This window comes from Lactonifactor longoviformis DSM 17459 (assembly GCF_900129135.1).
Taxonomy (GTDB): domain Bacteria; phylum Bacillota; class Clostridia; order Lachnospirales; family Lachnospiraceae; genus Lactonifactor; species Lactonifactor longoviformis.
Map to the genome: position 1 here is coordinate 107,602 of NZ_FQVI01000005.1, position 20,328 is coordinate 127,929.

Genomic DNA, 20,328 nt, shown 5'->3' on the forward strand with positions numbered 1-20,328 from the left:
GTATGCTGGTAAATATAAATGGAAAAGAGATTGGGGAAGGTCTGAAAAAGCTGGAAATCACAAACCCTGTGGATGGCTCTGTGATAGACACAGTGCCGGATATCCCGGAGGAATACATCAGCGAAGCTGTCACTGCAGCCAGACAAGGGCTGAAGGAGTGGGGAGGACTTTCCCAGGCAAACAGAAATGAGATTATCTATAAGTATATACAGCTGTATGAGGAACAGAGGCATGAGATCGCCAGGCTGCTGACGCTGGAGACGGGCAAAACTCTGGGGGAGGCAGAGGACGAGATTACTGTGTGCACCAGGGTGACCCGGGGATACTGTGAGATGGCTGCGCATCTGTACGGAAACTGCCTTCCCGGAGGAAGCACCCTGGGGAATCAGGAAAAGGATATCGTATTTACGAGAAGAGAACCCCTTGGAGTTATGGCCATTATTCTTCCGTTTAACTATCCGGTAGATCTGTATTCCCACAAGGTAATGTCTGCTCTTGTGGCGGGAAATGCTGTGATTATTAAGCCTCCAAGTTATAATCCTCTTGCGGTTATCCGCATGGTTCAGCTCCTGTATGAAGCAGGGGTGCCAAAGTGCGCGGCCCAGGTGGTGACCGGAAAGGGAAGCGTGGCGGGAGACTGCCTGTGCAGGAACCCCGGGCTGGATGCGATTTCTATGACAGGCAGCACAGAGGTAGGAAGGGATATCTATCAGAAAGCTGCGGCTAACCTTACCAGGGTGTTTTTAGAGCTGGGAGGTAATGATGCTTTTATCGTAATGGACGACGCTGACGTTGACCTGGCGGTGGAGGAGGCCGTGGGCAGCCGGATGGGAAATGCCGGACAGATATGCTGTGCCAGCAAGCGTTTTCTGATTCACCAGGCCGTGAAGCAGGAGTTTGTGGAAAAGCTGGTGAAAAGGCTGAAAAAAGTGAAAATCGGAGATCCTCTGGATGCAGAGAATAGTGTAGGCTGTTTAATCAGCGAAAGTGCCGCAGCCCAGGTGGAAGAACAGGTTGCGCTGTGCGTAAGTCAGGGGGCAAAATGTATCCTGGGCGGAAAGCGTCTGGGAGGAGCCTTCTTTGAGCCCACGGTGCTGGATGAGGTAACCGGCGCTATGGATGTGGCCAGGGATATGGAGGTCTTCGGGCCGGTATTTCCCATTATCACAGTAACCTCTGAGGAGGAGGCTATTGCCCTGGCCAATCAGTCCTGCTACGGCCTTTCCGGAGCGGTTTTCAGCAGAAATACAGGAAGGGCAGTCTCCATTGCCTCCAGACTGGAAACAGCGGGAAATGTCATAAACGGCGGAAGTGCCTACCGGACCCCGGATCTTGCATTCGGCGGTTACAAGAAAAGCGGGATAGGCCGGGAGGGGATATCCCGGACTCTGGAGGAACTGACCCAGGAAAAGAACTACATTTTAAAAGGAGTACTGTAGGAGGTGACGGAAATGCAGGGTATCTATACGGCAATTGTGACAGCATTTAAGGAAGATGGTTCTGTGGACGAGGCAGGAACCAGAGCGGTCATCCGCCACAGCACAGACCACTGCAGAGCAGATGGGATCTTTGTGGGCGGAACTATGGGAGAACGGTTTAAGATGACCACCAAGGAGGTAAAAGACCTTTTGCGCATTGCAGCGGATGAGGCATCTGGTAAAGCTGACCTGGCTGCGAATATTACAGCGCTGGCAGATGAGGAAATTCTGGAACTTGCGGAGGAAGCCCACAGGCTGGGGTATACGGCGGCAGCTCTGGTGCCCCCGGTATTTCACGGATATTCTCAGGAGGAGATTGTAAATCATTATCTTTATATAGCAGATCATATCCCTCTGCCTCTGCTTGTGTACGTAATCCCATCTTTTTCAAAGGTTGATTTTACGGAAGAGATGCTTGTGAGACTTCTGGAACATCCCAATATTATAGGATTGAAATATACCCACAATGATTATTATCTGTTGGACCGGGTGAGAGTGAGATGCCCTGAGGCCTCTATTTTTACGGGCTTTGACGATGTACTTCTGCACGCTCTTCTTATGGGGACAGACGGTGCCATCGGGGGTACCTTTAATCTGACAGGAGCTTTTGCAAAGAAGCTCTATGAGGCGGTAAAGGCAGGAGACTATGCACTTGCTCTGCGCTATCAGAGAAAGATCAATGATGTGGAGGATATGCTCAATGAGACAGGGCTGTTTCCCACGATAAAAGCGGCACTTGCCTGTATGGAGGTGCCGTGCGGACAGCTGAAACGTCCAAGCGGGCCTGTCACAGAAGCCCAGATAGAACAGGGAAAGCGGATCTGTGAATATCTGAAGAGGAACGGGGGATGACAGAGGGGACAGAATATACCGTCAGCAATGGCTTTCTCTCCCTGACGGTGGCTTCCCGGGGGGCTGAGGTGGTGTCACTGCAAAGCCGGGAAGACGGCACAGAATTCATCTGGCAGGGGGATCCCCGGTACTGGGAGGAACATTCCCCTCTGCTCTTCCCCGCTGTTGGAGATTGGAAGGATAACCGGTATCTTTATAGAGACAGAGAATACGAGATGCCTCTGCACGGGTTTGCGAGAAACCAGATTTTTGATGTCCGGCGGAATGAAAATCAGATCATATGCACCCTTGCCGCAGGGGAAGAGACAAGGAAGTATTATCCCTTTGACTTTCTGCTGAAGATTGTCTATACCCTGGACAAAAATGTACTGCTGACCGAGCAGTATGTCCATAATCGCTCCGAAGGCCCAATGCCCTATTCCATCGGAGAACACATTGGCTTCCGGGTTCCCCTGACCGCGGATGAGAGCTATGAGGATTATTATATAGAATTTGATAAGCCCGAGACTGCTCCCCGCTATCCTCTCATAGATGGGAGGGAAATCGGCCCCCCGGTTCCATGGCTGAAGGAGACCAGACGGGTCAACCTGACCAGGGATATGTTTGAAGAGGGAGCATGGAATTTTGAAGGGCTGGTCTCTGAGAGGGCTGTTGTGGGGAACACAAGGAACAGCAGCAGAATCATTTTGGACTATCCCGGCTTCAGCCATTTTTCCCTGTGGTCCAGACCGGATGCTCCCTATCTGTGCATGGAGCCGTGCAACGGAATGGCTGCGGGAACAGAGGAGGGCTTTGATCCCTATCAAAAGAGAGGGATTCGGATCCTTGAGGCGGGGCAGAGAGATAGTATCGCTTACAGCGTGACGGTTCAGACTGCCTCCACAGACAGAAAAATCAGGGAAACGTACCAACAGTCAGTCATAGAGAAAAGGACCTCTGTCAGAAAATTTATAAACAGAGTGGTGACAAGGGAAAAGATTCTGCGGATTCTCAGATATGCTATGACATCTCCCACCGCGGCAAATAACAGGGAATGGGAATTTTATATAGTAACGGCTCCCCGGGATCGGGAGGCAATTTCTAAGATGAGTCCTTATGCCGGGCCTGCCAAGGAGGCAGGCGTGCTCATTATCCCATGTCTGAACCGGGAGAAAGTAAGGCTGGATAAACAGGGCAACAGCTGGTGGGTGGAAGATCTGGCGGCCTGTTCCCAGACCGTTCTCCTGGGGGCAAAGGAAGAGGGGCTTGACGGTGTCTGGCTGGGATTCTATCCCGACCAGGAAAGGGTGGATGCATTGTCTGAATATCTGCAATGCGGCAGCCGATATGTGCCCTTCTCTGTACTGGCGCTGGGATACGCAGAGGGAGAGAGGAAGAAAAGGGACAGGTTCGATCCTGACAGCATTCACTTTATATAATAGGCATATCGTTTTGAGGAGGAAGACTTCTGCTGATTTATACGGAAGCTTCCTCCTTTACGTACACATTTTTATGTATTTCTATGGGTTCTGCGGGTTGAAAGGGCATCTTAGACCGATACACTGGTTGTTTTTAGCAGTGTAGCCGCAGATGATTTTTTCCGGCTTCTCCATCCGGACATCAAATTTTTCCCGGATAAAGTCTGTGGCTTCCAATACAGCAATGGTTGAATTACGTTTACAGCAGCGGGGTCCTCCGATTTTCGCTTCGTGAGCCAGAACACGAGATGTCATCTCATTGCACCATCCCCAGGATTCCTCTGACAAAGGACTGGCTCCGGTGATAATGGAGACAGTAATTCCAGTGCTGACTGCGGCGCCGCAGCTCCCCCATAATCCACAGATACTTCCGGGTACCTGGCGGCCGCGGCTTTGCATCTCTAGCAGTGCCTTTTGCAGATCTATCCCGCCGCCGGCATTTTTATAGGCGGTCAACAGGCTGCTGCCCACCAAAATATGGTGTTCCGGTCCATGCATATGACAGGAAGGAAGAGTCATCAGCTTAAGCAGGATATCGTAAGGATTTTTTGAAGTTTCACTCAGGCATACCCCCAAAAAGCTGTCGATACCTTTCATGTGACATTCACTGCACACATAATGTCCGCTTGCACAGCGGCAGTTGCTGGTTTCAATCTTATGGCACAGGGCACACTCCATCTGTTCTGCTTTCTCCAGATAAACCAACCGTTCTTTACAGATTAAACATTCGTCGTTATTTTTCTGCATCGTATTCTTCCTCCTTTTATGCTCAAAACTTTTCGGTATCTTATTCATCGAGACTCCGGAACCGGCGTATTTCCAAGCTTCCCTGCCACATCAGCCATGTAGATAGAAACCTCCCCGCACTCCGGGCAAACCGCCACCTGTGGTTTGCCGATCCGATTGGGGAATAACTTTCTGTCGTCTGTTGCCATCACAATACCATATCCGGCACCTTCTACTTTTATGGAGCAATGCTCAACCATCTCCGTGCCACATCTGATACATTTCCTCATAGCCATGTCACCTCCCTTCACTGAAAAAATAATCACAGAGATTTAACTGTCTGTTACTTTACTATACAAAAGACATTGAAGTTCCACTTTTTTCGTACCCAATTTTAAGATAATATCCTTTTCACCCACACGTTCAAATCCTCTGTGCTCATAAAATTGGTAAGTGCATGCATTGTCCGTATAAAGGTATATTTTTTTCCCCTTTTCCCGTCGCTCGAATTCTCTGAGAAGAAAACTGCCGATTCCTTTTATTTTTAGTTCCGGGTTTGCAGCCAAAAAAACGATTTCACCGTCCGGAAGGTTCTGTTTGCGATATTGTATAAACATTTCCTGATTCGCTTTATCATAGACACCCACACCATCTTTCGAAAAAAGATGCTGTAAAAAGTCGAAAACCTTCACATACAAGAGACTCCAGAAGGTTCGGTATTTTTTATCTCTGCCCTTCATTTCTGCAAGCAATACGCCGGCAAATTCATCGCCTGCGTAGGCCGAAATGATATGTGTAGCACGGCCCATCTCCAGATACCAAAAGTATCTGCCATATAAATACAGCAGCAGAGGACTGTCCATATACCAATCAAAGTGCATGCCTGTGATAGCAAATTGTATGGCTTTTTTATAGTCCTTATGCTGTAGTTCCCGGATTTCCAATTCCATAAATGCATTCCCTGCTCATTCTAATAATTGAACTGCACTTATCCAAATAAGGCGGACAAGAGCCGTTATCGTCAGTGTAGAATAGTGTACATTACTTGTCAATCTTTTTATATTCTTTCCATACTATTGGGGGAGCATAAAATTTAGGTTGAAAGGCAGTTACAGGAAAGGTAAAATATATGGTATAGTAGTAGTTGACTGGGACAGGAAAAGAACTGCAGAGATTGAGGGGCCGTATGTACACAAAGATACTGAGAACTATATATAAGATTGAAAATAACAATATTTTTTCTTCCATTAGAAAGGGCTTTATACTGCTGATCCCTGTACTTTTGCTGGGATCCTTTGCCCTTTTGTTCCGTAATTTTCCCTTAGCGATCTTTCAGTCCTTTATAGAGGAATGGGGCGGAGGATTTTTCCTGACGATATTGAATTTTACATTTGATTCTACCGTTGGCTTTATGTCTGTCTACCTTGTAATGAGTATCAGCTATTATTATTCCTCAACTATGAAAGAGAGGAATCCTTTTCTCAGAGTGATGGCGATGGTAGTATCTGTGGTCTGCTTTGCTGCCAGCTTCGGGGCAGCCAGCGGCTCTATGGAATTAAGCGATCTGGGACCTGTTGGGGTCTTTACAGCAATGTTTTCCGCGATAGCGGGAACGCGGCTCTTTTATCTGTTTTACACCTGGATGGCGAAGGAATACCGGTTCCGCTCTCCGGGAACAGATGTGGATTACCGGAACTCTCTGGCATCTTTGTATCCACTGCTTTTCTGCTCCCTCATTTTTATCGGAATTAATCTGATGATACAAAAGTCATTCCAGGCAGAGAATCTGAATGATCTGATTACAACCATTATTGTAAATATATTCCATGATATAAATGACGGCCTGGGTGCAGGGCTTTTGTATGTGTTTGTTCTGGATTTCCTTTGGGCCTTCGGTATCCATGGGGGGAATGCCCTGGAGCAGGTGGCACAGACTTATCTGCTTCCCAATGATACGCTGTCAGGGGTTGTCATATCCAAATCTTTCTTAGATAATTACGCCCTAATTGGAGGCTGCGGTGCCTCTATCTGCCTGCTGCTGGCGCTTCTTTTGTTCGCCCGGGGCAGAGATAACCGGTATCTGGCCCGTTCTGCCGCACCCGCAGTTTTCTTTAATATTAATGAAATACTGGTCTACGGGATGCCGGTGGTCCTGAACCCTGTTATGGTGATTCCTTTTATTCTCACGCCAATATTTTCTCTGTTGATTGCTTACGGGGCTGCTGCCTCAGGGTTTCTGCCAATCCTGCACAAGACTGTAACTTGGACCACACCGGTATTTTTCAGCGGCTATCTGGCCTCGGGATCCTGGAGAGGGGTCCTGGTACAGCTTGTAATCGTTGCGGCGGGAACAGCTGTCTATGCACCCTTTGTAAAAATTGCTGAACGGGTAAGGAAGAATCAGGCGGAACTGCTCTTGAATGAGCTGACGGCACTTGTGAAGGAAAGCCAGAATGAGGGACGGAAGGTTATTCTTCTGGACCGCCATGACAGCATCGGACTTCTGGCCAGAAATATGGCCGCACAGCTCCGTGTAGATGTAGAGGAGAACAGACTGCCCCTGGAGTTTCAGCCGCAGTTTCACAGCAGCCGGGGCCTGGTGGGGGCAGAAGCTCTGCTCAGGTGGAAGTATATGGGAGAAAATGTTTACCCTCCTCTGGCAGTATCCCTGGCTCAGGAGGATGGTTTTTTTGACAGGATGACAAACTGTGTGATCAAAATCTCCATGGGAGTATGCAGGGAACTGCTGGATCTGGGATGGGATGTTACAGTTTCTGCTAATGTATCGGCAGATCAGCTGAACTCCCCTAAATTTACGGAGGGAGTGCTCCGCATGGCAGATACCTATGGAGTGAACGGCCACTACTGCCTTGAGGTGACGGAAGAAGCCTCCGTAGATAAAATGGAGGAGATACCGGCGCACATTAACCGTCTGAAAGCAGCAGGCATCCAGACCGCGGTGGATGATTTCAGTATGGGAAGCACCAGCCTGAAATATCTGCAGCACAATAGTTTCTATGCGGTAAAGCTGGACGGAGGTCTTGTCAGGGGAATTGCCGGGAACAGCAGAAACCAGGAAATCATTGCCTCTATTATTTCTCTGGGCAAGAGTCTGGAGTTTCAGGTGATTGCCGAATACGTAGAGTCAGAAGAGATAAGGGATACCCTAAAAAAGCTGGGGTGTGACTTATACCAGGGGTATCTGTACAGCCCGGCCGTGCCGCTGGAGCAGTTGAAAAGGATGAAGGACCCACAGATAGACTCTAAGAGTCAAGCCGGCAGCCCAAAGGAGTAAAAGAGCCATGTACAATACCATTCAATGCCTGTTATCCTGTATATTTCTATTACTAGGCTTTCTCATTCTTTGCAAGCACAGATATCCCCTCAGAAGGATGCTGATCGGTTCTGCCCTTATCTTGCTTTTATGTTTTGGCCTCTATGTGATGGGACTGCGGCTGGGACTGAAGACTCCGGCAGCAGCAGCGATCTGCCTGACGGTTCCTTCCTTTCTGCTCTGCGGGCAATTGTCCGTATACCGGGACTTCCGGTATGTCTTTACTTTTTGCAGCGCAGACTTATTTGGGATTGTGATTATGGGGCTCTGCAATTCGTTCAATATAGTTTTGAATCTCGATGTAGAGAATAACAGACTGCTGGCTGCAGAGTACCTTCTGATGTTTTCCGTGCTTTACATGTTTTTGTGGAGAGTGCGCAAAGAGTATCTGGAGATTCAGGAAACCCAGAAAAAGGGATGGGGGAGTCTGGCACTTTTATCCGTTACCTTTTATGCCATGATCTATGTGCTCATGGGCTATCCTGCACCAATCAGAGAACGGAAGGAATATCTGCCCGTATTTACATTTGTGCTGATCGCTATATCGCTCACATATATTGTGATTTTCCAGTTCATACAGAAGATGAAACAGCAGTACGAGGCGGGGGAGATGGAACAGAGGCTCCGGACGGAACAAAAAGAAAAAGAACTGTACTCCCAGATGGCCTATGTGGATTATATGACGAAGCTGAAAAACAGGGCATATCTTGCAAAGAGAGAGCAGGAATTTCAGGCTGACTGGGAAAAGGTGCTGCCCATGACGTGCATTACCATGGATATCAATAATCTGAAGCAGGTAAATGATATGAAAGGGCATGCTGCCGGTGACAGCGTAATCCTGAGGGTGGCGGGAATTCTGAGGAAGGTATTTCCAGGGACAGAAGATTTATACCGTCTGGGCGGTGATGAATTCATGATCCTTTTGATTGGGGAGGCATCCTGGAAAGATTCCGTTGCTTCCATTGTCCGGGAACTGGAACAGGACAATGCAGAGAATGAGATTCCGATTGCGGCAGCGGTGGGGGCTTTTGTCCAGAGAGAAAAGGGTCTGGAGTCTTTCATCTTTAGTATGAAAAAAGCTGACGAATATATGTATGAAGATAAACGAAACTACAAGGAGAGGTGTCATGACGCAGAAAATAAAAGTTACCTGTGAGATGGAAATTACGCTGAAAGTTATCGGAGGAAAGTGGAAGCCCCTGATTCTGCATTATCTGCAGGAGGAGGGGCCGAAGCGCTACAGCGAGATCCTGCATTTTCTGGAGAAAGCCCCTAAAAAGACGCTGACAAGCCAGCTTCGGGAGTTGGAAGAGGATGGGGTGATTTCCAGAAAAGTATACCCTACCACGCCGGTTCAGGTGGAATATTCTGTCACAGCGCATGGTCAAACACTGTACCCTATACTGGAAATGATGTGCGAGTGGGGCAGCAGGAATGAGGACGGCAGGTACGAGATAACGAACCGGCAGTGCTGCTGACATAAGGCAGGGAACCAAAGGGTAACCTGGGCAGATGAAAGTGCCTTCTTGCGGCAAATCGGGGAGGAATCTATAATGAAAAAATAATGAGAGAGTACAGGAGGACAACATGGATAATTTTACATTTTATGCACCGACATATTTTGTGTTCGGCAAAGATACAGAGAAGGAAGCGGGACATTACGTGAAAAGATTTGGAGGTACGAAAGTTCTGCTTCACTACGGAGGAGGCTCCGTGATACGCACCGGTCTTCTGGAAAGAGTAAAGGCATCTCTTGAAAAAGAGGGAATTACCTACGCGGAACTTGGAGGTGTGAAGCCGAATCCGAGAAGCGGGCTGGTCTATGAGGGAATTGAGCTCTGCAAGAAGGAAAAGATCGACTTCATCCTGGCAGTGGGCGGAGGGAGTACCATCGACTCTTCCAAGGCAATCGCAGCGGGGGCAGTTTATGACGGCGACTTCTGGGAGTATTACCAGGGTAAGCTGGTAGAACAGGCTCTTCCCGTGGGAACTATTCTCACCATCAGTGCGGCGGGAAGCGAGGGTTCTCCCGACTCTGTAATTACCTGCGAAGACGGCATGTATAAGAGAGGGGCAACCGGCGAAGGGCTGCGGCCCAGGTTTTCCATTCTGAATCCGGCGCTGACCCAGACACTTCCCCCTTATCAGACCGCCTGCGGCATTACTGATATTATGGCTCATTTATACGAGCGTTATATGACCAATACCCAGGATGTTGAGGTTACGGACCGCATGATAGAGGCCCTTATGATGACTATGATTCATGAGGGGCCGAAGGTAATTGCGGATCCGGATGACTATCAGGCCAGGGCCAATATCATGTGGGCGGGTATGATGGCCCACAATAATTCCTGCGGCGTGGGAAGAACCCAGGACTGGACCAGTCATGATGTGGAACATGAGCTTTCCGCCCTTTATGACTGTGCCCACGGGGCCGGACTGGCAGTGGTTATGCCTGCGGTTATGACCTACAATATGGGACACAATGTGATGCGGTTTGCCCAGGCAGCCTCCAGGGTTTGGGGATGCCAGATGGATTTCGCCCATCCGGAGGAAACTGCGAAGGCGGGCATCCAGGCATTCAGGAACTTCCTTAGCTCCATCGGCATGCCGAAAAACTTTGAGGAACTGGGAGCCAGGGAAGAGGATATTGAAAAGCTGGCCCATGCTGCCTGCTGGGGCGATGTTAGAAAAGGAAATCTGGGCGGCTTTGTGAAGCTGAACGAGGAAGACGTTGCTAATATCTACCGGCTTATGCTGTAGGCACTTGTCTGGAACAAGAAACTTGGAAACACCGCTCTATAAGGCGGTGTTTTTTGATCTCTCCACCGGTCTTGACAGGGCATTCCTATATGAGTAAAATTGACAGCGGTGTTGTTACATCGGAGAAGAAACAGAATTGGAGGTTACAAAAATGAGTGTGATTCATATAATTTCAGGCCCTGTCATAGGAGCAGCGATCGGATATTTTACAAACTATATAGCGGTAAAGATGTTGTTTCGTCCGTACTATCCCATAAAGGCAGGACGGTTTACTCTGCCCTTTACCCCGGGGATTATCCCCAGAAGAAAGAATGCGCTGGCCGAAGCCGTGGGGAGAGCGGTGGGCAGTTCTCTGCTGGGGGAGGGCGAGATAAAGCAGATCCTTCTTTCCAGAGGAGTAAAGGAGGCTGTATCGGGAGGTGCCCTCAGTGCTTTGTCAGGCGGCAAAGAGGAGGTAACGGTAAGGAACCTTGCGGCCTCTTGTATGAGCAGTGAGACTTATGAGGTCTATAAAGCACAGCTGGTAGATTATATCACTGACAAGGCAGCAGAAGGGATAGATAAGATAGAGCTGGGCAATGTTATCGCAACCCAAGGCGCCGGGGCATTAAAAGGCATGGATCTTGGCGTGATGGCCATGTTTATTAATGACAATACCATTGCCGCATTTGCGAAGCCCATGGGGGATAAGATAACAGAGTATATAAAGAGAGAGGGACGGGATAAGATCCGTACCTATATCTATGAGGAGGTATGCAAAGGGGAGGAAAAGGATCTCAGGGAACTGGGCCGAAAGTATGAGCAGATTGATATAAAACAAATTATAGAACAGGCATATACCAGGATGATCGACAGCAAAGCCGATGATATTGTAAAGGAATTCCATATTGCCGAGACCATCCGCGAGAAAATTCAGAATATGGGAGTCAAAGAATTGGAAGAACTGGTGCTGTCTGTTATGAAAAATGAGCTGAATATGATTGTTAATCTGGGTGCCCTGATCGGGTTTGTGATAGGGCTGCTGAACATTCTCCTATAGATTGACTCCAGGTTCACCTTGGGAAGAAATCCAGATATCTGCTGTATAAATGTTTGGGAAAAATAAATAAGCGGGGATTATTTGCGTACATGGTCCGTCTAATGAGTATAAGCGCTTACAAGAGACTGCTGCAGCAGCAGAAAGGAAACCTATGAAGGATTTGGTAGAAAAAGCAAGGAATGGGGATAAAAAAGCATTCGATCACCTCATCCGTTCTCAGATGGAAAATATGTATAAGACAGCCATATCCTATTTGAAAAATGATGAGGACGCGGCGGATGCCATACAGGAAGCTATTCTGACCTGTTACGAGAAGCTGGATACATTAAAAACAGACGGATATTTCAGAACCTGGCTTACCAGGATTCTCATCAATAAGTGTAAAGATATGCTGAGAAAGAGGAAGGTTTATTACCTCGAAGATGAGTTGTCTGAGATTCCGGTGGAAGAAGACTTTTCTATGGTAGAGTGGCGGGAACTGCTGTATATGCTTCCTGAGGAGTACAGGATCGCGGTGCTTTTATACTATGTAGAAGGCTTTAAGATTCGGGAAATCAGTGAGATTCTGGATGTGAAGGAAAGTACTGTCCAGTCCAGACTTGCGCGGGCAAGAGGGAAGCTGAGGCAGGAATATCCCCAGGTGAAATAGGAGGACGGAGTATGGAACATAGAGAGAAAGATTATATGGAAAATTTGAAACGGAAGGTAGAGGTGCCGGACATCGTATGGCAAAAGGCGGAGGATGCGCTGGAACAGATCCAGCAGCAGGGGAAGAAAAAACGGACTGTTTTCAGGAGATGGACTGCAGGAAGGGCGGCTGCGGCTGCCATAGCCGCTACCCTGGTATTGGGAACTGTAACCGTGGGAGCGATGTCTCTGGCCGGATGGCATCAAAATGTGGCGGATGAGATGCAGGCTTCTGAGGAACAGCAAACGAAGCTCTCCGGGGAGGGGATGGTAACTGACGGGGCGTCATCTGCTGCGGATAACGGCATTACTGTGGAGAGTATACAGACCATAGCGGACAGCCGCTATATTTACTTCTGGTTTAAGGTGATAAATGAGAATCCCAAAATCAAGCTGACGGAGGACGATACCTTCCGTGAGTTTGATATCCGGGTGGAGGGCCAGGACGCGGGATTTGGCATCAGCGGCAGAAGCTTCGAGGAAACGGAGGAAGAGGGTGTGTATCTGTGCAGCTATTACGGGAGCTTTGACAGAGAGATGGATCCTGGAGCTATAAGGGTAAAGGCGGATTTTAACGGCATCAGCGCCTACGATAACCATTTGCAGGAGACTGAGACCTGCCAGGGGACCTGGAACCTGGAATGGGATGTCCAGGTAGGTGCGGCAACCAGAAAGATTGAGGTGAACAAAGAAGTTCCGGGTTATGGGCCGGTAACCCTTGACCGTCTGGAAGTGTCCCCTATTTCCTGCACTGCCTATTTTGGATCCTGGGAGGGAGATCCGGAGGAAGAGACGCCGGTACTGGCGGGATTCCGTATGAGAGACGGGAGTATTGTGACAGATTTTAGAGGCGGCCCGGGAATGTCGTCAGAAGAGGATGGTATTTTCAAATCCAGCGAGGGGTTTGCAAAGGTAGTGGATGCAGATGACATCACAGGAATCTTCTTCATCCGGGCGGATTATGCTGATACAGGAGAGAAAGAATTGACAGAGTCAGATATGGTTGAGATAGCTCTGGAATAGTAAGGTATAAGCAAAAAGGCAGCGGTTCTGAGTGGGGAAACGCTGCCTTTTTGCTTATGTATTTTACAAAAAGAAAGTTTCAGGATTATTTAGTTATCGGCAGCCGGCACGATACCGGGAATCCGGTTCAGAATTTCCTGATACACTTCTTTTGTTTTTCCGCTGTCTTTGCCGTTGAATACCACTGTGCCTTCCGGTGTTTCCAAAATAATATATTCTTTACACCGGTTATAGGAATAGAGCACATACTTGCCGAACCGGTCATTTTTAAAGTCCCCGGCCCGCAGCACATAATTTCCCAGCCCGAATACTCTCCGCCCCGGTGTCAGCTGATCCGTGTATTCAATAGACTGGATATCGCTGTACAGGATTTCCTTATCCTCCCACCCGGATGTGTGGAGGGAGATTCCGCTGTTATCCAGAGTAATGGTAAGTGAACCGGTAAACATAGTGATACCCACCAGCAAAAAAGTGACTGCAACAAATCCCAGAATAAGCGCCTTAGAGCGCTTTTCTTTTTTTAGATCTCTGGGTTTGGGAGGCACGGAGACGGGAGATTTGTTCTTGCATATGGTATTCATGGCAATGAGCATTCCAATGATTATGACAGGAATTCCCACACCCAAAATGATAGGAAACACACGGGAATATCCAAATCCCTCCAAAGCGGAGAGCAAAAGCAGGGCGGTAATGAGTGCTGTCCCTGTCCCGGTAACACGGCAGAGCTTTTTTTCATCATATTTTGCCTTTTCTTTGGCACTTGAAGTATTGTATCCCGCAATCAGAAAGCCCCCTCTTCCCGAGAGCAGAACAGCTGAGAGTACAGCGAACAGTATGATAATAGGCCATAACATAGAGCTCCATATCCTTTCTTTGTATACAGGGCACAGCTTGTGGTCCCTGAGTCTGCATGTTAAATTGATTGTAACATAAGAGGCATGTAAATTCATTAGTATCCTATCTTTTTTTACCTCTATGGTGTTATACCTAATAGAGAGCGCTTTCTAAAAAATCCTGAAAGGAGGTGCAGCGTTGGACCAGGACTTTTTTCTCCTGCAGAAAATGAAATCCGGTGATGAATCGGCTGTAGAAGAGTTTGTGAAAAAATATTACCCTGCTATTCTCAAATATTCCTATTACCATGTAAATGATCAGGGTAAAGCAGAGGATATTGCCCAGGATACATTTGAACGGTTTTTCCGTTCTTTCTCGGACTACCGGCACTACGGAAAGGCTAAAAATTATCTCTACGTCATTGCAGGAAATTTATGCAAAAACACATACAGAAAAAAGAAGGAGGAACCTCTGGAATCTGTTCCGGAAGAGTCTGTTTGGCCCTTAGACAGAGTAATTAATTCCCTTGCCATGGAACAGGCCCTGCTCCAGCTGCCGGAGGAGATGAGGGATGTCCTTATCCTTCACTATTATCAGGATTTGAAGCTAAAGGAAATCGCGAAGATTCAGGAAATCGGACTTCCTCTGGTGAAATATAGAATAAAGGCTGGCAAGGAACGCCTGAGGGAGATTTTGGGAAAGGAGGAACTGTTATGAAAGAGGGAAAGAAGCGGGACTATATGACGATCCGGCAGCCGGAAGGACCGGAGGTTCGGACAGAAAAAATAGAGGAGACTTGTCTTCTGTCAAAACAGGCATTTTACCGGTATGCAGAAGAAGAGAGCATAACGCCAGCAGAGTTTTTAGCAGTTCAGCTCCGGTTTATCAATAAAAGCATGTGGGTTCTGCAGATTGGTATCTACTTTTTGCTGTGGCTGACTCTGCACTGGCAGAAACATGGGGCGCTTCCGTACAGCGGCTTCAGTGTATGGGTTCCCCTTCTGGGCATGACACTGATTCCGGAGCTATGGAAGAACCTGAGAACCAGAACCATAGAGATAGAAAATGCTACGTATTACGGACTGAAGAAGGTTTATATAGCAAGGGTGCTGCTCATAGGGATGGCAGAGCTTATACTGGCAAGTATATTTTTTATTTTCACGGCTGCAACTATAAGAATTTCCCTTTATGAAGCTGTTATTAATTTCCTTGTGCCGTTTAATGTGACCTGCTGTATCTGCTTTGCTGTCCTGTGCAGTGTGAAAATGAATTCCCAGCTGATGGCTGTAGGTCTCTGCACCATATGGTCCTTTCTCTGGTACCGGGTGGTTATTATGGAAAGGCTGTACCGGGCCATTGCTCTGCCGGTGTGGCTGCTGCTGGTTGCGGTTTCTATGATTTTTCTTGTTTATGTGATTATGCGGGCGGTAAGAGTTACCGCGCGGTATTGTGAAGGAGAGTGGATATGGAATTACAAATAAAAAATCTGACGAAAGAGTTTAAAGATATGAAGGCCGTAAATCACGTGTCTTTTACTATGGATCGGGGAGTATACGGGCTTTTGGGGGTAAACGGGGCAGGGAAGACGACACTGATGCGAATGATCTGCACTCTGCTGAATCCCACAAGCGGAACGATCCTTTGGGGGGGCAGAGATATCTTTTCCATGGGAGAGGAGTACCGCAGAGTGATCGGGTATCTGCCCCAGGATTTCGGATATTATCCGGAATTTACCCCGGAGGATTATCTCAGATATATATCCGCCCTCAAAGGGATAAAACCTGTAGCAGCGAAAAGAAGGATTGAGGACCTGCTTCGCCAGGTGGGACTGGAAAACGTCAGAAAGAAGAAAATTAAAAAGTTTTCCGGAGGAATGAAACGCCGCCTGGGCATAGCGCAGGCCATGCTGAACCGTCCCAGGCTTCTGATTCTGGATGAGCCTACTTCCGGCCTGGATCCCAAAGAAAGGATTCGTTTCCGGAATCTGATCAGCGAACTGGCAGAGGAAGGCATTATCCTGTTGTCCACACATATCGTTTCTGACGTGGAATCCATCGCCAATGAGATCCTTTTTATGAGAGAAGGACAGATTATAGACTCCGGTTCCCCTGCTGAACTGATAGAGGGCATCTCCCGAAGAGTAAAAGTATGGGAGTGTGTGATGGGGAAACAGGAGGCAGAAATCTATAGAAAACGCTATTGCGTATCCAATCTGAAAATAGAGGCAGAAGGGGCAAGACTACGGATTTTATCAGAGGTACAGCCCTGCCCCCAGGCTGTACAGAGCCCTCTGAGTCTGGAGGATGCATTTTTATACTATTTCGGAGAGAAAGCAGGTGAGGAACATGTACAAGTATGAGCTGAAAAAGGTAACCGGCAGGCTCAGCACAAAAGTGACGCTGGGAGTATTCTGCGTCTACCTTATCTGGATGCTGGGTGCCTTTTATATTAGAAGTGAGGTGTGGGTAAATCCCCGGGGGGAAGAAGAACGGGGCATTCATGCCATTCATAATCTGAAAGAAATGAAAAAGGAGTGGGAAGGCCCTGTCACAGAGGAAAAAATTGCCCGGGTGCTCGAGGCCAATGCCCGCATCACGTCGGACCCCGAATATGCCCTGGAAGGCGGAGGGCTCAGCAATACAGGGTATGCCAAAAGACAGGGGTTCGCAGACATCAGGGATTTGATTAACCAGTCTTTTTGCAGTTTTCGGGAAAATGATTATTATATGGCGGACCGTTTGGGTCCCGAGGATGCACAACAGTTTTATGTCAACCGGACAGAACATCTGAGGGAGTGGCTGTATGGGGAGTACAGCAGCAGCTTCAGCGATAAGGAAAAGGCTTATTATATACAACAGTTTGAGAAAATGGAGATTCCGCTGGAATACAGATACCAGACAGGATGGAGCAAAACTATAGAGTTTACAATGGTGGTAATCATGGGTGCCGCAATTGTTGTGTGCATTCTTGTGGCATCTGTATTTCCCTGGGAATACCAGACAGGGGCTTCCAGCGTGTTCTATTCCAGCTGCTATGGACGTTCCCGGGGAATAAAGGCCAAGATAGGGGCAGTCCTCACAATCGCTGCGGCAGTCTATTGGGCGGCAGTTCTTGTATCCAGCGGGATATTGCTGGCAGTGTTTGGAACAGACGGAGCCGGCTGTATGATTCAGGCCAATGGATTCTGGAAAAGCCTGTACAACATTACCAATTTGGAAGCCTATATCTTATGCATCCTCTGGGGGTTTATCATATGCCTTTTTATGAGTATTCTCACTGCATGGATCTCTGCAGTGACAGGCTCCTCCATTCTGCCTATCGTGACAAGCTTTTTGCTGATTATGGCTCCGGCAGTTGTGGGACAGTACGTTACCGGCGGACTGGCAGGAGACATCCTGGGGCTTCTTCCTCACCAGCTGATGCAGGGGACCACTCTTTTGAGACTGTTTACGGTGTATACCATAGGAGGAAAGGTAGTCAATCTCTGCCAGATCCTGCCTCCGCTTTATCTGGGACTGACAGCCGTTTTGCTGCCGGCAGTATATCTGGTCTACAGAAAAAAGGAAGTTTATTAGAGCAAAGTATCTCGATCTTGTGATATTTCCAAAATTGCGGTTTATGTCCCAAACACTTATAATAGAGAAAAAAGAAGGAGTGTGGGAGATGAACCGCATTTTAATTATAGAAGACGACAGGGCTCTGAACCGGGGCCTGCAGTATGGATTCGGCCAGGAGGGCTGGCAGGTGAGGGGGGCTTATTCCGCGGAGGAGGGAAAAACTCTTTTTTTAACCGAGGGGTTTGATCTTGTGATTTTGGATGTAAATCTTCCCGGCAAAGATGGATTTGAGTTCTGCCGCTGGGCCAGGGGGATACGAAGAGTTCCTATTATTTTCCTCACAGCCAGGGACCTTGAGGAAGACGCGGTAAAGGGCTATGACCTGGGGGCGGACGATTATGTGACAAAGCCGTTCAGTATGGTCCTGCTGAAGAGAAAAGCAGCAGCAGTTTTAAAGAGAACAAAAGGGGTAAAAAAGGAAGACATTTATGAGGATGGGTATCTTTGGATTGATTTTATCAGGTTCAGGGCAGAGGTGCAGGGAAAAGAGGTGTTTTTTACTCCTACAGAGTATAAACTGCTGCGTGTTTTTATTGACAACAGGGGTCAGGTGCTCACCCATAAAATCCTGCTGGAAAGGATCTGGGACAGCAGCGGACAGTTTGTGGACAAGCATGCTCTGGCCGTTAATGTGAACCGGCTGCGCGGGAAGATTGAGGACGGGAAGCATAAGTACATTGCTACCGTCTATGGGATGGGATATCAGTGGACAGGAGAACAGGAGTGACAAAGGACAAAACGGAACAAAGGAAAAGACTTTTAAAATGGTTCGGATTTGCCGTAGGGGCCATGACTTTAATAGGCGTGCTGTATGGGGGTCCGGGAAAGACAGCCAGACTTCTTGCAGCTCTGGGATATCTGGGAAGTCTGGGCATCTGGGCTGCCTATACCTGGTGCATTAAAAGGGATATCTGGAGGTTTACGGATTCTATGGAGAAAAGTCTGGATTATATGATCCAGGGAAGGGAGGATCCGGAGTTTGATGAGACGGCAGAGAGCCAGCTTTCCAAGCTTCAGACAAAGCTGAAGCAGCTTTATGAGATACAGAATCATTATGTGCAGAGCAGCCTGGAGGAGAGAAAGAAGATGCAGGAGCTGGTATCAGACATTTCCCATCAGACCAGGACACCGGTTTCCAACATCAAAATGTATGCGGAGATGCTGGGGGAGAAGTGTACAGACAGAGATACAGAAGAAGAGTTTCTGGCTCAGTTAAAAGAACAGGCTGACAAGCTGGATTTTCTGATACAGAGTCTGGTAAAAATGTCCCGGTTGGAGACAGGAATTCTGAAGATCCGTCAGGAGGAGACTCCCTTGTATGATACCCTGGGCAGGGCGATTGGAAGCGTGTTGCCCAGGGCAGACCGCAAAGACATTCAGATATCTGTAGACTGTCCGGAGGAGCTTTTTATTTATCACGATCCCAGGTGGACGGAAGAAGCACTTTATAATATTTTGGACAACGGGGTAAAGTATACGGAACCCGGGGGGAAGATAGATGTCTCAGTGAGGGAACAGGAAATCTATGCCCATATTACTATCCGGGACACGGGTAAGGGGATTGAAGAGAGCCGTCAGTGTAAAATCTTCGGAAGATTTTACCGGGAGCCTGAGGTCCGCGGTCAAGAGGGTGTCGGGATAGGACTGTATCTGGCCAGAGAAATTATCACCAGACAGAAAGGGTATATCGAGGTCCGGTCAGAAGCAGGGAGGGGAAGTTGTTTTCATATCTATCTGCCGGGAAAATCACAGAATTGAGAGATTAGCCGGCTGAGATAAGTTTGAGATATTTCTTTGATAAGCTGGGTCTATCAAAGAAAAAGGAGCTGAAAAGAATGTCAGAAGAAGTTGTAAAAACTATAAAACTGAAGAAGTATTATGATATGGGAACCAATGTTGTGAAGGCGCTGGACGGCGTGGATCTCACCATAGAGAAGGGGGAGTTTGCGGCTATTGTGGTGAAGTCCGGAAGCGGCAAGTCCACCCTTCTCCATATGCTGGGGGGCCTGGATACGCCCACTGAGGGTAAGGTTCTGGTGGGAGGCAGAGATCTGAGCCGGATGAACCGGGAGCAGCTTACTATTTTCCGGAGAAGGAAGGTAGGGTTTGTATTCCAGAGCTATAATCTGGTGCCGGATCTGAATGTATATGAGAATATCACACTTCCCATTGAACTGGACGGAGGGCATATTGACCGCGGATTTATGGATACCCTCATGGGTGCCCTGGGGCTGGAAGAAAAAAGGGAGGTACTTCCCAACACCTTGTCGGGAGGGCAGCAGCAGAGAGTTGCCATAGCAAGGGCTCTTTCCACCAAGCCCGCTATTGTGCTGGCGGATGAACCCACGGGTAATCTGGACAGCCAGACCAGCCACGATGTGCTGGGACTACTGAAAGCGGCTGCCCGGCAATTCCATCAGACTCTTGTGGTGATCACCCACGACAGTGATATCGCACAGCTTGCAGACAGAATTCTGCGGATAGAAGACGGCAGAATCGCCGACAGGGGGTGAGGGGA

21 protein-coding genes are annotated in these 20,328 nt (G+C 48.2%); 17 read left to right on the plus strand and 4 right to left on the minus strand.

What is annotated here, in order from left to right:
* Nucleotides 1-2 precede the first annotated feature (2 nt).
* From BUA56_RS07125 to BUA56_RS07135, 3 genes are read left to right on the plus strand one after another with little or no spacing between them, the layout of a single operon-like run.
* Nucleotides 3-1,439 carry an aldehyde dehydrogenase family protein gene (locus BUA56_RS07125; protein WP_072850354.1) on the plus strand — a complete coding sequence of 479 codons (1,437 nt, stop codon included), beginning with the start codon at nt 3-5 and terminating at the stop codon, nt 1,437-1,439.
* A gap of 12 nt (nt 1,440-1,451) precedes the next feature.
* The gene (locus BUA56_RS07130; RefSeq protein ID WP_072850356.1) at nt 1,452-2,330 is read left to right on the plus strand and encodes a dihydrodipicolinate synthase family protein; all 879 of its coding nucleotides are present in this window, start codon (nt 1,452-1,454) and stop codon (nt 2,328-2,330) included.
* A complete protein-coding gene (locus BUA56_RS07135) occupies nt 2,327-3,748 on the plus strand; it encodes an aldose epimerase family protein (protein WP_072850358.1) in 1,422 nt (473 codons plus the stop codon). Before BUA56_RS07130 ends, BUA56_RS07135 begins: the two co-directional genes overlap by 4 nt.
* Nucleotides 3,749-3,829: 81 nt before the next feature.
* Here BUA56_RS07135 and BUA56_RS07140 read toward each other — a convergent pair whose 3' ends face one another.
* The 3 genes from BUA56_RS07140 to BUA56_RS07150 are packed head-to-tail and all read right to left on the minus strand — an operon-like array spanning nt 3,830 to nt 5,463.
* Complete coding sequence (locus BUA56_RS07140) at nt 3,830-4,534, minus strand: DUF5714 domain-containing protein (RefSeq protein WP_072850360.1); 705 nt, start codon at nt 4,532-4,534, stop codon at nt 3,830-3,832.
* 44 nt (nt 4,535-4,578) lie between these two features.
* Nucleotides 4,579-4,803, minus strand: coding sequence for a nucleic acid-binding protein (locus BUA56_RS07145; RefSeq protein WP_072850484.1), 225 nt, complete (start codon nt 4,801-4,803; stop codon nt 4,579-4,581).
* 42 nt (nt 4,804-4,845) lie between these two features.
* Entirely contained in the window at nt 4,846-5,463 is a 618-nt protein-coding gene (locus BUA56_RS07150; protein WP_072850362.1) for a GNAT family N-acetyltransferase, read from the minus strand.
* Between the two features lie 236 nt (nt 5,464-5,699).
* On the opposite strand from BUA56_RS07150, the gene BUA56_RS07155 reads away from it, so the two are divergent.
* The 7 genes from BUA56_RS07155 to BUA56_RS07185 all read left to right on the plus strand — a co-directional run bounded on the left by BUA56_RS07155 (nt 5,700) and on the right by BUA56_RS07185 (nt 13,359).
* Complete coding sequence (locus BUA56_RS07155; RefSeq protein ID WP_072850364.1) at nt 5,700-7,808, plus strand: EAL domain-containing protein; 2,109 nt, start codon at nt 5,700-5,702, stop codon at nt 7,806-7,808.
* A gap of 97 nt (nt 7,809-7,905) precedes the next feature.
* A complete protein-coding gene (locus tag BUA56_RS07160) occupies nt 7,906-9,003 on the plus strand; it encodes a GGDEF domain-containing protein (RefSeq protein ID WP_207650919.1) in 1,098 nt (365 codons plus the stop codon).
* Nucleotides 8,975-9,325 carry a winged helix-turn-helix transcriptional regulator gene (locus BUA56_RS07165; RefSeq protein ID WP_072850368.1) on the plus strand — a complete coding sequence of 117 codons (351 nt, stop codon included), beginning with the start codon at nt 8,975-8,977 and terminating at the stop codon, nt 9,323-9,325. Before BUA56_RS07160 ends, BUA56_RS07165 begins: the two co-directional genes overlap by 29 nt.
* Before the next feature lie 109 nt (nt 9,326-9,434).
* A complete protein-coding gene (locus tag BUA56_RS07170; RefSeq protein WP_072850370.1) occupies nt 9,435-10,610 on the plus strand; it encodes an iron-containing alcohol dehydrogenase in 1,176 nt (391 codons plus the stop codon).
* Nucleotides 10,611-10,761: 151 nt separating this feature from the next.
* Complete coding sequence (locus tag BUA56_RS07175) at nt 10,762-11,649, plus strand: DUF445 domain-containing protein (RefSeq protein WP_072850372.1); 888 nt, start codon at nt 10,762-10,764, stop codon at nt 11,647-11,649.
* 151 nt (nt 11,650-11,800) lie between these two features.
* Entirely contained in the window at nt 11,801-12,298 is a 498-nt protein-coding gene (locus BUA56_RS07180) for an RNA polymerase sigma factor (RefSeq protein ID WP_072850374.1), read from the plus strand.
* Nucleotides 12,299-12,309: 11 nt separating this feature from the next.
* The gene (locus tag BUA56_RS07185) at nt 12,310-13,359 is read left to right on the plus strand and encodes a DUF4179 domain-containing protein (protein WP_072850376.1); all 1,050 of its coding nucleotides are present in this window, start codon (nt 12,310-12,312) and stop codon (nt 13,357-13,359) included.
* A gap of 89 nt (nt 13,360-13,448) precedes the next feature.
* On the opposite strand, the gene BUA56_RS07190 is transcribed toward BUA56_RS07185, so the two are convergent.
* Nucleotides 13,449-14,213 carry a DUF3784 domain-containing protein gene (locus tag BUA56_RS07190; protein WP_072850378.1) on the minus strand — a complete coding sequence of 255 codons (765 nt, stop codon included), beginning with the start codon at nt 14,211-14,213 and terminating at the stop codon, nt 13,449-13,451.
* A gap of 178 nt (nt 14,214-14,391) precedes the next feature.
* Here BUA56_RS07190 and BUA56_RS07195 point away from each other — a divergent pair, with 178 nt between their 5' ends.
* The 7 genes from BUA56_RS07195 (at nt 14,392) to BUA56_RS07225 (ending at nt 20,323) form a co-directional block, all read left to right on the plus strand.
* Entirely contained in the window at nt 14,392-14,910 is a 519-nt protein-coding gene (locus tag BUA56_RS07195) for an RNA polymerase sigma factor (RefSeq protein ID WP_072850380.1), read from the plus strand.
* Nucleotides 14,907-15,674, plus strand: coding sequence for a hypothetical protein (locus tag BUA56_RS07200; protein WP_072850382.1), 768 nt, complete (start codon nt 14,907-14,909; stop codon nt 15,672-15,674). The genes BUA56_RS07195 and BUA56_RS07200 overlap by 4 nt, the downstream gene beginning before the upstream one ends.
* Entirely contained in the window at nt 15,659-16,552 is an 894-nt protein-coding gene (locus tag BUA56_RS07205; protein ID WP_072850384.1) for an ABC transporter ATP-binding protein, read from the plus strand. Before BUA56_RS07200 ends, BUA56_RS07205 begins: the two co-directional genes overlap by 16 nt.
* Nucleotides 16,539-17,768, plus strand: a complete 1,230-nt coding sequence (locus BUA56_RS07210) for a hypothetical protein (RefSeq protein ID WP_072850386.1) — start codon at nt 16,539-16,541, stop codon at nt 17,766-17,768. Before BUA56_RS07205 ends, BUA56_RS07210 begins: the two co-directional genes overlap by 14 nt.
* Nucleotides 17,769-17,856: 88 nt before the next feature.
* Nucleotides 17,857-18,537, plus strand: a complete 681-nt coding sequence (locus BUA56_RS07215) for a response regulator transcription factor (RefSeq protein WP_072850388.1) — start codon at nt 17,857-17,859, stop codon at nt 18,535-18,537.
* Nucleotides 18,534-19,568 carry a sensor histidine kinase gene (locus BUA56_RS07220; protein WP_242946732.1) on the plus strand — a complete coding sequence of 345 codons (1,035 nt, stop codon included), beginning with the start codon at nt 18,534-18,536 and terminating at the stop codon, nt 19,566-19,568. Before BUA56_RS07215 ends, BUA56_RS07220 begins: the two co-directional genes overlap by 4 nt.
* A 77-nt stretch (nt 19,569-19,645) precedes the next feature.
* Nucleotides 19,646-20,323, plus strand: a complete 678-nt coding sequence (locus BUA56_RS07225; RefSeq protein ID WP_072850390.1) for an ABC transporter ATP-binding protein — start codon at nt 19,646-19,648, stop codon at nt 20,321-20,323.
* Nucleotides 20,324-20,328: the final 5 nt, after the last annotated feature.

Excerpts from the sequence above, each read along its gene's own strand:
- BUA56_RS07140 (WP_072850360.1), bottom strand. The coding sequence starts at position 4,534 with ATGCAGAAAAATAACGACGAATGTTTAATCTGTAAAGAACGGTTGGTT.
- BUA56_RS07205 (WP_072850384.1), top strand. The coding sequence starts at position 15,659 with ATGGAATTACAAATAAAAAATCTGACGAAAGAGTTTAAAGATATGAAG.
- BUA56_RS07150 (WP_072850362.1), bottom strand. The coding sequence starts at position 5,463 with ATGGAATTGGAAATCCGGGAACTACAGCATAAGGACTATAAAAAAGCC.
- BUA56_RS07215 (WP_072850388.1), top strand. The coding sequence starts at position 17,857 with ATGAACCGCATTTTAATTATAGAAGACGACAGGGCTCTGAACCGGGGC.
- BUA56_RS07160 (WP_207650919.1), top strand. The coding sequence starts at position 7,906 with ATGCTGATCGGTTCTGCCCTTATCTTGCTTTTATGTTTTGGCCTCTAT.
- BUA56_RS07155 (WP_072850364.1), top strand. The coding sequence starts at position 5,700 with ATGTACACAAAGATACTGAGAACTATATATAAGATTGAAAATAACAAT.
- BUA56_RS07135 (WP_072850358.1), top strand. The coding sequence starts at position 2,327 with ATGACAGAGGGGACAGAATATACCGTCAGCAATGGCTTTCTCTCCCTG.
- BUA56_RS07145 (WP_072850484.1), bottom strand. The coding sequence starts at position 4,803 with ATGAGGAAATGTATCAGATGTGGCACGGAGATGGTTGAGCATTGCTCC.
- BUA56_RS07180 (WP_072850374.1), top strand. The coding sequence starts at position 11,801 with ATGAAGGATTTGGTAGAAAAAGCAAGGAATGGGGATAAAAAAGCATTC.
- BUA56_RS07130 (WP_072850356.1), top strand. The coding sequence starts at position 1,452 with ATGCAGGGTATCTATACGGCAATTGTGACAGCATTTAAGGAAGATGGT.
- BUA56_RS07225 (WP_072850390.1), top strand. The coding sequence starts at position 19,646 with ATGTCAGAAGAAGTTGTAAAAACTATAAAACTGAAGAAGTATTATGAT.
- BUA56_RS07175 (WP_072850372.1), top strand. The coding sequence starts at position 10,762 with ATGAGTGTGATTCATATAATTTCAGGCCCTGTCATAGGAGCAGCGATC.
- BUA56_RS07125 (WP_072850354.1), top strand. The coding sequence starts at position 3 with ATGCTGGTAAATATAAATGGAAAAGAGATTGGGGAAGGTCTGAAAAAG.
- BUA56_RS07170 (WP_072850370.1), top strand. The coding sequence starts at position 9,435 with ATGGATAATTTTACATTTTATGCACCGACATATTTTGTGTTCGGCAAA.
- BUA56_RS07200 (WP_072850382.1), top strand. The coding sequence starts at position 14,907 with ATGAAAGAGGGAAAGAAGCGGGACTATATGACGATCCGGCAGCCGGAA.
- BUA56_RS07190 (WP_072850378.1), bottom strand. The coding sequence starts at position 14,213 with ATGTTATGGCCTATTATCATACTGTTCGCTGTACTCTCAGCTGTTCTG.
- BUA56_RS07165 (WP_072850368.1), top strand. The coding sequence starts at position 8,975 with ATGACGCAGAAAATAAAAGTTACCTGTGAGATGGAAATTACGCTGAAA.
- BUA56_RS07210 (WP_072850386.1), top strand. The coding sequence starts at position 16,539 with ATGTACAAGTATGAGCTGAAAAAGGTAACCGGCAGGCTCAGCACAAAA.
- BUA56_RS07185 (WP_072850376.1), top strand. The coding sequence starts at position 12,310 with ATGGAACATAGAGAGAAAGATTATATGGAAAATTTGAAACGGAAGGTA.